This window comes from Arcicella rosea, assembly GCF_040543805.1.
Classification (GTDB): Bacteria; Bacteroidota; Bacteroidia; order Cytophagales; family Spirosomataceae; genus Arcicella; species Arcicella rosea.
This window is the reverse complement of sequence record NZ_JBEUMS010000009.1, coordinates 217751-230354: the sequence shown is the minus strand read 5'-3', so window position 1 is coordinate 230354 and position 12604 is coordinate 217751. Positions and strand designations below refer to the sequence as shown.

At 35.8% G+C, this 12604-nt stretch carries 11 protein-coding genes; 6 read left to right on the top strand and 5 right to left on the bottom strand.

Features of this window, described 5'->3' with window-relative positions; genetic code table 11:
* Positions 1-19 precede the first annotated feature (19 nt).
* From ABID42_RS13855 to gatB, 5 genes are all read right to left on the bottom strand, one after another.
* On the bottom strand, positions 20-712 hold the full coding sequence (locus tag ABID42_RS13855; protein WP_367284150.1) for an alpha/beta family hydrolase: 693 nt from the start codon (positions 710-712) through the stop codon (positions 20-22).
* Positions 713-812: 100 nt separating this feature from the next.
* Positions 813-4244 carry a transglutaminase family protein gene (locus tag ABID42_RS13850; RefSeq protein WP_367284149.1) on the bottom strand — a complete coding sequence of 1144 codons (3432 nt, stop codon included), beginning with the start codon at positions 4242-4244 and terminating at the stop codon, positions 813-815.
* Between the two features lie 361 nt (positions 4245-4605).
* Positions 4606-5406: a pyrroline-5-carboxylate reductase gene (gene proC, locus ABID42_RS13845; RefSeq protein ID WP_323260383.1), complete on the bottom strand. Its 801-nt coding sequence runs from the start codon at positions 5404-5406 to the stop codon at positions 4606-4608.
* 154 nt (positions 5407-5560) lie between these two features.
* Positions 5561-6700: a redoxin domain-containing protein gene (locus ABID42_RS13840; protein ID WP_367284148.1), complete on the bottom strand. Its 1140-nt coding sequence runs from the start codon at positions 6698-6700 to the stop codon at positions 5561-5563.
* Positions 6701-6732: 32 nt separating this feature from the next.
* The gene (gene gatB, locus ABID42_RS13835) at positions 6733-8190 is read right to left on the bottom strand and encodes an Asp-tRNA(Asn)/Glu-tRNA(Gln) amidotransferase subunit GatB (RefSeq protein WP_367284147.1); all 1458 of its coding nucleotides are present in this window, start codon (positions 8188-8190) and stop codon (positions 6733-6735) included.
* A 320-nt stretch (positions 8191-8510) separates the two neighbouring features.
* Here gatB and ABID42_RS13830 point away from each other — a divergent pair, with 320 nt between their 5' ends.
* The 6 genes from ABID42_RS13830 to ABID42_RS13805 are packed head-to-tail and all read left to right on the top strand — an operon-like array spanning position 8511 to position 12587.
* Positions 8511-9041, top strand: a complete 531-nt coding sequence (locus ABID42_RS13830; protein WP_367284146.1) for an RNA polymerase sigma factor — start codon at positions 8511-8513, stop codon at positions 9039-9041.
* Positions 9042-9043: 2 nt separating this feature from the next.
* Positions 9044-9679 (top strand): hypothetical protein, encoded by a 636-nt coding sequence (locus tag ABID42_RS13825; protein WP_367284145.1) that lies wholly within the window; start codon positions 9044-9046, stop codon positions 9677-9679.
* A gap of 5 nt (positions 9680-9684) precedes the next feature.
* Entirely contained in the window at positions 9685-10224 is a 540-nt protein-coding gene (locus ABID42_RS13820) for a hypothetical protein (protein ID WP_367284144.1), read from the top strand.
* Positions 10225-10228: 4 nt separating this feature from the next.
* Positions 10229-10618 carry a hypothetical protein gene (locus ABID42_RS13815; protein ID WP_367284143.1) on the top strand — a complete coding sequence of 130 codons (390 nt, stop codon included), beginning with the start codon at positions 10229-10231 and terminating at the stop codon, positions 10616-10618.
* 49 nt (positions 10619-10667) lie between these two features.
* Complete coding sequence (locus ABID42_RS13810) at positions 10668-11960, top strand: LVIVD repeat-containing protein (protein ID WP_367284142.1); 1293 nt, start codon at positions 10668-10670, stop codon at positions 11958-11960.
* A gap of 15 nt (positions 11961-11975) precedes the next feature.
* Entirely contained in the window at positions 11976-12587 is a 612-nt protein-coding gene (locus ABID42_RS13805) for a hypothetical protein (RefSeq protein ID WP_367284141.1), read from the top strand.
* Positions 12588-12604: the final 17 nt, after the last annotated feature.

Here is a 12604-nt window from a genome sequence, read left to right as displayed (position 1 = left end):
ATGAAATATTTGTATTAAACTATCCAATAGCGTTGTCAATTTGGTGATAGATTTCATTCCAAGTATTGGCATCAACATTAAAACTGTGGTCAGCATCAACAAAGTATAAACCAATATTGGAGCTAAATTTATACTTTTCTTTGATTTCACTACCTCCATATTCATCATCAATCCCTTGAATAATTAACATGGGTGTTTTTAGATGTTCTAAATGTAGATACCTTTCTGGCTCAACGCCATTATCTGGATTCTGGAAAGGATAACCTAAACAAATGATATGTTTGATTTTTAATTCATCCGCAATTAAAGAAGATACTCTTCCTCCCGAAGACCTTGAAATGATGACTACTTCGTTTTCAACACTTAGTTCTTGAATTCTTTTCTTTAATTTTTTACAACGCAGTTTTACTAAATCTTTTTCTTTTCGATTAGAGATTTGTTCATACAAATAAATAAAATAATTCCAATGTATGAGTGCGTAAAGAATCTGAGACAGCCTAAGATTTAGCTTTTTGATGATGGAAGGAATATTTTTAAAATGACTTTCAATTAAGCGAAGTTTGTAAGTAAAACCTCCAGCAGGATCTTCCCAAACAATCTTATAATTTTTCTTTTTAGAATAATTTACTAAAACATGATTTAGTCCAGTGTCTTTTTGCCAATCGTCACGACCGGCAAATAAAAATACTCTATTCTTTGACTTTTTTGACATTGGTATTAATAATAAAAATGGGTAAGATTTTTGGATTAACTCCGAAAACCTTACCCAAATATTTTATTATTTACTCAGAAATACAAATCGTATTGTTTGTTTATCTTCTCTTCCAATATTTTCTTAAATCTAAAGTATTTGGATACTCTGGATTGACTACTTCTATTGGCGTATCTGCTTTTAATTCTTTTTTGTTTTCTGCCACAAATCTCGAAATCGTTGGCGTATTTCTGATTGGCGCAGCATCTTGTGTTTCGGGTGCATCTGGTGTATGTCCAAAACCCCAGAAACGGCTAATCATTCTTGATTCTGCTTCGTAACTGTTAATTGGATAAGTATCGAAACTTCTACCGCCCGGATGCGATACAAAATAAGTACAACCGCCAATTACTTTATTATTCCAAGTATCTAAAATGTCAAAAACCAAAGGTGCATCTGCTCCGATGGTTGGATGCAATGCCGAAGGTGGATTCCAAGCTTTGTAACGAACGCCTGCTACAAATTCGCTTTTTACGCCTGTACTTCTTAATGGTACTCTACATCCATTACAAGTTAAAATATGACGCCCTTCAATGAACCCCGTTACTTTTACTTGAATTTTTTCTAATGAAGAATCCACAAATCTTGCTGTTCCTGCATTCGATAATTCTTCTCCCAAAACGTGCCAAGGCTCAATGCCTGAACGGATTTCTAGTTGAGTATTGTCAACAGTAATACCGCCGTAATAAGGGAAACGGAATTCAAAGAAGGCATCAAACCATGAAATATCGAAATTATAGCCTGCATCTTTCAAATCATTCACCACATCAAGCATATCTAAGTAAGCATAATGCGGTAAAAGGAAACGATCATGCAATTCTGTACCCCAACGAATCAATTTTTTCTTGTATGGTTCTTTCCAGAATTTAGCAATCAAAGCTCTAATTAATAAGTTTTGAACCAAACTCATGTGTTTATGAGGAGGCATATCAAAACCACGGAACTCTAAAATTCCCAAACGACCTGTTGATGAATCTGGCGAATACATTTTATCAATACAGAATTCTGTACGATGTGTATTTCCTGTAACGTCCACCAAAAGGTTTCTGAAAATTCTATCAACCATCCAAAACGGCACATTTTCACCTTCTGGAATTTGGTCGAAAGCAATTTCCATTTCATACAATCTCTCTTCTCTACCTTCGTCAAATCGTGGAGCTTGACTGGTTGGTCCGATAAATGGTCCAGAAAATAAATAACTTAGTACTGGGTGATGTTGCCAATAAGTAATCAAACTTCGCAACAAATCTGGACGACGTAAAATTGGGCTGTCTTCTGGTTTTGCTCCGCCAATGGTTACGTGGTTTCCGCCACCAGTTCCTGTGTGCTTGCCATCAACCATGAATTTTTCAGTACCTAATCGAGAAAAGAAAGCTTCTTCGTACAAGGCACTGATGTTATCCACTAATTCCTGCCAGTTTTTCGCTGGATGAATATTTACTTCAATTACACCGGGGTCAGGCGTAACGTTGAGTTTCTCTAAACGATAATCCGATGGAGGAGGATAACCTTCAATTCGAATTGGTATTTGAAGCTTTTCTGAAGTTGCTTCGATACAAGCAATTAAATCTAAATAATGCTCTAAATATTCGGTTGGAGGTAAGAAAGCATAGATAATCCCTTCTCTTTCTTCAATCGTCAGCGCTGTTGTAAAAGTAGGAATCTCGAAAATGATTTGCTTTTCGTTACCTTCTTCTTTCTTCTTATCACCTTTTTCATCTTCGTCAACAACTTTCTTTTTAGCAGGCGGAAGCTCGTAGTCTGGAGCAATCGTTCCATAACGTTTTTCAACAACCTGACTAAAATCACCTAATGCTGGTAAATCTTCAAAAGGGCTACGCTCTGCCGGAAACTCTTTTCTATCGTCAGAAAGTGCAGGTAATGAATCTAATGGCAGACGATAACCAATAGGAGAATTCCCCGGAATCAGATAACAATGGTTTCTTCTGAAAGTCCATGCACAGCTTGTCCAAGTATCGGTTTCTTTAGCCCATTTCAAAGGAAAAACAAAGCCTGTTGGATTGTTTAAGCCTTTTTCAAGAAGTTTTGCAAGAGTACGTCTTTCAACAGAATCTTTTAAATTTACTTTAAGCGGGTCGATATTGACAGGAATTTTCCCTTCTTCTAAAGCCCAATAAATAGGGTCTTCATAAGCTGGAATAATATTGTTGGTATTGATTCCTAAGTATTTTGTAAGTTCAATCGTAAATTTCTCGGCATCATGAAAAGTAAACTTTTGGTCGTTTTCTTTTGCTACCAAAGCATCATTTTTCCAGATAGTTTGTCCGTCTTTTCTCCAATAAAGCGCATATTGCCATCGTGGAATTAATTCACCCGGATACCATTTTCCTTGTCCGAAGTGCAATAAACCACCATGAGCAAAACGATTTTTTAATCTTAAAGCTAAATCATACGCCAATTTACGTTTTAATGTTCCATCAGCAGTTGAATTCCATTCTGGAGATTCATAATCATCAACTGAAACAAAAGTAGGCTCGCCACCCATCGTCATTCGGACGTCGCCTTCTTGTAAATCTTTTTCAACATCGTAACCCACTTGCATGATATTACTCCACTGCTCGTCGGTATAGGGTTTGGTTACTCTTGGGTCTTCATGAATTCTGGTTACATGATTATCAAATTCAAAAGTAACATTACAAACATCTGTTGCGCCTGTTACTGGAGCCGCACTTACGTAATCTGGCGTACATGATAAAGGAATATGTCCTTCACCAGCGAAAAGCCCAGAAGTAGGGTCTAGTCCAATCCAACCAGCACCCGGTACATAAGCTTCTACCCAAGCGTGTAAATCTGTAAAATCTGCTGCTGGACCAGAAGGACCATCTAAAGATTTTATATCTGAAGTAAGTTGTACCAAATAGCCTGATACAAATCTTGCTGCAATACCGTGTTGTCTTAAAATTTGGACTAATAACCAAGATGAATCTCGGCATGAGCCACTTTTAATGGTAAGGGTCTCTTCACAACTTTGTACCCCCGTTTCCATACGGATATTATATTGTAAATCATTAAATACTCTTTGATTGAGGTGTACTAAAAAATCAACCGTATTAATGTCTGTATAAACTTTATTGTTTTCAACCCAGTTGAGTAATTTTTCACCAGCTTCTCTTTTTTCAAAGTATGGACCTAATTCTCTTTTTAGTTGGTCATCGTATTGAAAAGGAAATTTTTCAGCGTACTCTTCTACAAAAAAATCAAAAGGGTTAATTACCTGCAATTTGGCAATTACCTCAACCTCTACGTGTAATTCAGTTGTTTTCTCAGGAAAAACCACTCTGGCTTGATAATTCCCAAATGGGTCTTGTTGCCAATTGATAAAATGATTTTCAGGGAAAATTTTAAACGAATATCCTTCAATTGCTGTCCGTGAATGTGGAGCAGGACGTAATCTAAAAATGTGTGGCGATAGACTGACGCTTCTATCAAACTTGTATTTCGTCTTGTGAGAAATGGCAACTTTTATCGACATATAGATTGAATTTGAACGTTAGTTTAATGATTTATGTAAAAAAAGCGAAAATTAGCGTCAAAATAAAGGGGATAACTGTAAAATTATATTTTTGCTTGAAATAGTGTATTTTAAAGTAAAAGTAATTAAGCTGTGAATGGATTTTGACTTTCCGATTTCGGATATTGTCTTTTTCTTATTGCCCTTTGGCTTGAATATTTGGACTTGAAATGTTGATTTATGTTAAAATCTGTAGTAAAATAAGGTGAGAGATATGAAGATAACATTAAACATTGCAAGTATTATATTGGTGTAGATTTTATTTCAAAAGATTAATAGTCGGATTCCAAAGTATAAAAATCTGAAATCCGACATCTGAAAATTATTTCGATAATTCTGTCGCTCTTTTTTGTGCGGCAAAAATACCTTCTTGTAAATTTTGTGCTAAAAGTCCTTCTTCAAAACGTTTTAAAGCCGCTTCTGTTGTTCCTCCTTTTGAAGCCACCGCTTTGATTAATTCATCTAAACTTTTCTCTGCATTATTAATTAAATGGAATGAACCCAACATCGTTTGTTTTACCAACAAAGCAGACATCGACTCTTCAAAACCCATTTGCTTTCCTGCTTCAATCATCGCTTTTACTAAATAGAAAAAGTAAGCTGGACCACTACCACTCAAGGCTGTTACTGCATCTAAAAGACTTTCGTCTTCCAAGAAAACCGCTCTACCAGTCGAGTTAATCAGGTTTTCAATCTTTTTCAATTGACTCAAAGTAATATCTCCTGCTGCCGAGAAAGCTGTCATTCCCATTCCCAACAAAGCAGGTGTATTTGGCATTGCTCGCACTACCAAAGGATGATTGAGCGTACTGATTATTTTTTCAATAGAAATCCCAGCCATGATACTTAATATCAATTGTTTTGGCTGAATTACGGCACGCAATTCTTCTTGCAAAGACGGGAAATCTTGTGGCTTTACCGACAAAATGATTAAATCATATTCTCCGATTTTTGAAGAAATCGTATCAATAACTACTCCTGCTTTTTCCAGACGCAATGCTTCTGCACGTTCTGCATTTTTTTCGATAAGGAAAAGGTCTTCTTTTTTGACTAAATCATACTGGATAAACGACTTGGCAAATGCCATTCCCATATTTCCTGCTCCGATGATGGCTACTTTCATTTCAAAAAATTGATTGTGTGATAGAATTTCTGAGAAGTATTACTCAACATTCTGTTTTGATTGTTTGGAAGAACAAAATTACATGAAAAATCCCTGACAGTTTTATAAAAAATGTCAGGGATTGAAATATGCAGAATAATATTTTGAAAAATCTTTATTTTAGAATTTCTTCTAATTTCCTTTCAAGCTCTTCGCCTCTTAAATTTTTGGCGATAATTTTCCCTTCTTTATCCAATAAAAAAGTAGCAGGAATGCCTTGTACACCATAAGCTACAGCCGCTGCTGAATTCCAATATTGTAAATCAGAAACGTGTTTCCAAACCAATCCATCTTTTTCGATGGCTTTCAACCAAGAATCTCTTTCTTGGTCAAGACTTACTGAAAAAATATCAAAATTTTTGTCTTTGAATTTGTTGTACATTCTTACAACATTTGGATTTTCTCTGCGACAAGGACCGCACCAAGATGCCCAAAAATCAAGCAAAACATATTTTCCTCGTAAAGACGATAAGGCTAATACTTTATCATCGGGGGTTTTCATCGCAATTTCTGGTGCTTCCGAACCTACATTTACTCCTTTCAAACGCATTACTTGTTGCAAGAAAGTTTTGATATGTACATTGGGCGAATTCCCTTTTTCTGTCTTAAACTTTTCGGCTACTTGTAATAACGTTTCTGTATCATTTTCAGGATTCAAAAAGTTTCCAGCCGTCCAAAGTGCTACTAAATTTGTTCCCATTTCAGGAATCAACACTTTAATTTTATTGATATTTGCTTCTTGGGCAGCCTGAAATTCGTTCTGAATTCTTTGAATGGTAGTATTATCATTTTTCGCTTGCGCCGCAGTTACCTGTATATTCCAAGATTCTACTTTGGTCTGTAGTTCCTGACTAATTTTCAGAATGCGGTTGAAGTATTCAATGTTTTTTGAATTACCTGTTAACTGAAAACTTCCTCTTTTCGCAGGCGTATCCATTCCATCTGCTACCAAATTGATATTTTCTCCACCTTCCAGAATCAATAGTACTTTTTGGCTAAGGTCCATTCCGAAGAAGTTCACTAAATAATATCCACCGCCATCAGGTATTTTACTGTTGAATTTGAATGATTTATCAGCAGCAACTTGGACAGAATCTATCGTTATGGCAGTTCCACGACCATTAATTTCTTGAAGTAACACCTTTTTATCGGGTACAACATTCATTACTTTTCCTGTGATGACAACCGTTTTTGTCTGGGCAAAAGTGTAAATACTGACCAGTACGAATAAAACGATAAGTGATATTTTTTTCATGATTTGTGGATGATAACAAGATATGAATCGAGTTATAAATTTTCTAAGGTTTTTTGCAATAAAGCTGTGGTTACTTTAGGGTCTGCCGAACCTTTAGATTTCTTCATGATTTCACCCATGAACATACTTAAAAGTCCTTTCTTGCCATTTTTGTATTCTTTTACTTTGGCAGGATTATTGGCTAAAACCTCATCAACTAACGTTTGAAGTGTATCTGTATTGCTTTGTTGAATCAGATTCTTCGCTTCGGCAATTTGCAAAGGTGTTTTAGTATTATCAGCAATCATTTCAGGGAAAATCTGATGCGAAGCCGTTGAATTACTTACTTTTCCTTCATCAACTAATTGAATCAATTGCGCTAATTGTTCAGGAGTAATACTTAGCTGAGTAATGTCTAAATTGTGGTCGTTCAAATATGATTTTACCGTTCCCATAATCCAGTTAGAAACAGCTTTGTAATGCTTTGTAAACTTACAAGTAGCTTCAAAGTATTCGGCAATTTCTCTTGAATCCGTTAAAACGTGTGCATCGTATTCTGGCAAACCATATTCTTTGGTAAATTTCGCTAAAAGCTCCCAAGGCAAGGCTGGCATTTGTGCTTTTACCGACGAAAGCCATTCTTCTGAAATGACCAAAGGCACAAGGTCTGGTTCTGGAAAGTAACGATAATCATTCATTGATTCTTTCTCACGCATTCCTGAAGTACGTCCAGTGGCAGGGTCGAAACTGCGAGTTTCCTGAATGATTTTTTCGTTATTTTCTACGGCATCAATTTGTCTAACAATTTCATATTCAATGGCTTTCTGAATAAAACGCATTGAATTCATGTTTTTGATTTCAACTTTTGTACCGAAAACTTTACTTCCGACAGGCATCACAGAAATATTGACATCGCAACGAAGTGAACCTTCTTCCATATTTCCATCGCAAATACCTAAGTAACGAACTAGTTTTCGTACTTCAGTCATAAACGTTGCTGCTTCTTCGGCAGATTTAATTTCTGGTTCAGTCACCATTTCAATTAATGGTGTTCCTGCACGGTTATAATCTAGTAAACTATCGCTTGAACCGTCGGTATGCAAAGACTTTCCTGCATCTTCTTCTAAATGAATATGATGAAAACGAACAGTTTTTTCACCTGTAGAAAGCTTTACATGAACACCACCGCCCATACAGATAGGAGTTTTATCTTGAGTAATCTGATAGCCTTTTGGAAGATCTGGATAGAAATAATTTTTTCTGTCAAAATATTGATTTTCAGTGATTTGAGAATTGCACGCAATACCCATTCTCATCGCAAACTCAACAGCTCTTTTGTTTAATTTTGGTAAAGTACCAGGGTGTCCGAGTGTAATGGGCGAAATATGTGTGTTAGGTGAAGCACCGAATGAAGCAGCATCGGCCGCAAAAATTTTACTCTCAGTTTGTAACTGAGCGTGTACTTCTAAGCCGATTACGACTTCGTATTTGTCTCTTATTTCTTGATTCACAGAATGTAAAATTTCAAATTTTAGAATGCAAAGATAATAAAAAGCCAATAGTTAGTGGCTTTAGTGTTGATAAGTAAGTAAAGACACAGAAAAATATATTTTTTTTTGCAAGCTTTTCCAACTGTTTCTAACGTTTTAACGTCTTTGTATTGTAGCGGTTAGCTCTGTCAGAATTAGATAAAATTATTCGTAGAGATAGGAATAATGACAAGAGTTTGTTGAGGTCTGGAAAGGACACCAGTCTTGAGAAAGGATAATCACAATTCAAAAATCGCTAATTCACCATTACATAAGCCTCTTTAATTAAATATTAATAGATTTTGGAAAACGAAGAACAGCTCATACAGGCCTGTCTGCAAAATGACCGAAACGCCCAACGAAAGCTATACAATGCTTACGCTGGTAGAATGTTGGTGGTCTGTGCTCGCTATACCCAAAATAAAGAAGAGGCAGAAGATGTATTGCAAGAAGCATTTATTAAGATATTTCAGAATTTAAGTAAGTTCAGGGGAGAAAGTACCTTGGGCGCATGGATTAAGCGAATCGTTATCAATGTTGCCATCAATCATATTCGGGCACAACAGCATTTTCAAGGAATGAGTGATGTACAAGAATACGAAAATCAATTCACCGATGGTTTAACAAGTATCGAAGGCATTCATTTCAAAGAATTAATTGAAATGATTCGCAAATTACCCAAAGGTTGTCAGTCAGTTTTTAACCTTTATGCCATAGAAGGTTATCAACACAAAGAAATCGCTGAAATGTTAAATATTACAGAAGGAACATCAAAGTCACAATATGCACGAGCTAGAGCCATTTTACAAAGTCAATTATCCGTAAATAGCTAATGATGAACGATTTTACAAATAATTCATTTGAGGAACAATGGCAAAATGCCTTTGACGATGCCTCTTTGACTCCATCTGACGCCGTTTGGGATAAGATAGAGCAAGGCTTAAGCGTCGATGCTGCACCATCGTTGCCTCAAACACCCAAAAATACTTTCCCATTCTACTATTTAGGGAGTGCTTTAGTGGCATTGCTTGGTATAGGTTATTGGGTTTTTATTGCCAATACCAGCATTAGTAATGAAATTCAACCTATTCTACAGGAGGAAATCAAGTTAGAAAAACAAACATTGTTGAAAAGTCCTGCACCTATCATCAATGAAAAAATTGAGAAAAATATTCAACCTCTAGTCCCTGAATTACCCCTTAAAACAAAGACTCTTCCGATAGAATTATCGGAAGAGCAACCTTTAAAAATTGTAGAAGAAGAACCTTTAGAACGTACAAAACTTGCAGATTCTATTGAGCAATTAACACCTTTATCAACCAAAAGCGTTACTCGTGAATGGCAACAACCTAGCATTATTGCGCCTGTCGAAGCAACGCCATATTATGAGCCAGCAAAACCAAAACCTCAAAAAAAGTCAATTTTTAAAAATGTAAAAGTATCCGTTGGAGTAGGAACCTATCAACAATAATTAACATGAAAAGACTCATTTTATCATCCGTTTTCCTAATGATTTTAGGAATGTTAGCTTGTTCAAAAAATGAAATAGAAGTACTTAATTCTTCACAGAAAGTAAGTGCAGAAACACTTGAAGATTATCTAGTTTTTGGTCATGTAGGCTTAGGTTGGGGCTGTAGAGCTTCTGCTATTTATATGATTAACGACGGAAAACTTTACGCAGACACCAGTAATATTTTCTGTAAAGACCAAGAACAATATCAATTTTCGGGATTTAAACTACCTGATAGTGAATACGATAAAGTTAAAACTGTATTGAGTGAATATCCGACTGAGCTTTCAAGTGTTGAAAGCAAGACATTTGGTTGCCCTGGTTGTGCAGATGGAGGAATGTTATTCTTGCAAAGAAAGGAGAAAGGAAAAGCTGTTAAATCTTGGAGAATTGACGATACTATTTTTTATCGTGAAACAGATATTATGAATCAGCCTTTCCCTAAATACTTACCCGTTTTTGGTCAGAAATTAGGAACAATTTATACTAGCATAAAAGTAAAATAAAGCGATGAAAGCATTCAGAATTATTTATCCTATTCTTGCTTTTGTACTGTTTTTCTCTTGCAAGAACAATGATTTACTCGGTGATGAAGAAGCAGACAATTTAAAGCTTTCAAATCTATACACAGAAATGGAAACGTATGCACAAAACAGAGCTTGCGCTGGTGATGATTGTAAAGTAATGGGAATTGGTGCGCAAGCATGTGGAGGTCCTTCTGGCTTTTTGATTTACTCTTTATCTAAAGTGGATGAAAAAGTATTGATTGAAAAGGTAAAAGCATATACCGACTTCCAAAAGGAAATGAATATCAAATATAAGGACAAACGAGTAGGAATATGTGCAATGGTTTTGCCCCCAAACGTTGATTGTGTAAATGGACTTTGTACAGCTAAATAATTTGTGTTAGAATGTTTAACCTCTTAATGCCTTTTTAGGCACATTGCTCATGAAAAAACTTTTACTTAGAGCAGTCACATTTTTTGCTTTGTTGATTGCTTTTACTTCTTGTAAGGATAATTGTGTAGAAACCAATACTTACAGAGGTTATGAATCAGTGATGATTTCATTAAATGAACTCAGAACGAGTGTAAAAACACTAGCTCCACAAGATTTAGTGAATCCCGGAAAGATTTACGTGAAAGACAACTACTTGTTTATCAACGAAGTAAAAAAAGGTTTTCATGTTATCGACAATTCCAATCCTGCTTCACCCAAAGCCATCGCTTTTATACAAGTGTTAGGGAATATTGACATCGCTGTTCAAGGGAATATCCTATATGTGGATAGTTATACGGATTTTGTTGCCTTCGATATTAGTAATCCTACTGCAATTAAAGAAGTATCAAGAGTCAATGAAGTATTTACTTATGGAACTGCTGATGGAATTTCTTGGAGTTATAACGCAAATAATCAAACCATTTATGATTCAAAATGGAAATGGTACACCACCACTCAAGAAGTAGCTTGCGACCCAAGACCTTATTATTATCCTGTGATGTATGATTCTTGGAATCTATCAAGCTTTTATTCTGGAAGTAGTAATAAAGCTACAGCAACAAATGGTGCTGGAGTTGGTGGTTCAACGGCAAGATTTGCCATCGTGAATAATCATTTATACGCTGTTACTAACGACGAAATGAAACTTTTCAGCTTGGCAAATCCTGAAAAACCTGTAAAAGATGCTTCTATTAAATTAGGTTTTGGTATAGAAACCATCTTTCCTTATAAAGACAAATTATTCTTAGGAACAACTACTGGAATGCAAATTTGGAATAACGAAAATCCAAATAATCCTACTTATTTATCTCGTTTAGACCACGTTCGTGCTTGCGACCCAGTGGTAGTTGAAAACGACATTGCTTACGTGACGCTTCGTTCAGTGAACAACTTTACTCGTTGTGGCGCCGCTAATGCTAATCAGTTGGATGTGATTGATGTATCAAATCCTGCCACGCCGATATTGAAAAAATCATACACGATGGAAAGCCCTTACGGTTTGGGAATTGATAACAAAAAGCTTTTTATCTGTGAAGGCAGAGGCGGGCTGAAAACTTTCAATGCAACCAATCCTATGGATATTCAGCAAATCCAACATTTTAAAGAAATGGATACTTTTGACGTGATTCCACTGAACGGCACTTTAATGCTTATTGGTAAAGATGGTTTGTATCAATACGATTACAGAGATGTAAATAATCTGAAATTATTAAGTAAAATATTGGTCAAAAAAGAAAACTAATAAGCCTTAAAGAACATGAAAAATAGACTAACTATATTGTTTTGCTTCCTCTTTTCAGTGAGTTTTGCTCAGGAAAAAACGAGTAAAATCGAACGTTTTTTTCAAAATAAATACGTCAATTACACCGAATTCGGGGGCTTATTTGGCAAGTCTTATCAAATTTCACAACAAGCGTATGCCACGCCTGTTGATGGAAGGACAAATTTCACGATTCAGTCATATAATGGCTATAAAATTTTTGATAAGCTTTCTGCTGGTGTAACGGTAGGCGTAGATTGGTTTAATGCCATGCAAATTGTGCCAATATCAGTCGGTATCAGAAATACTTACGGAAAAGCAAATACAAAAAAAGTAAAACCATACATTGGTGTTGATGCTGGCTACGGCTTTACTTGGTTGAATGATGACGCATCTGATAATCAGACAGCAACTGGAGGTTTGGCACTTATTCCAGTACTTGGTTTATTAATTCCAACTGGCGGACAAGCAAATTTTGTATTGAGTGTCGGCTATAAACACAATGCTTTCAAAACAGTAACCACTTCGGGAACATCGGAGTATCCTTATACAACAACGAAAGAGTATGAATTAAATAGAATGGCTGTTAGATTGGGAGTAAATTTTTAGCGTCAATAGGCGCTAAA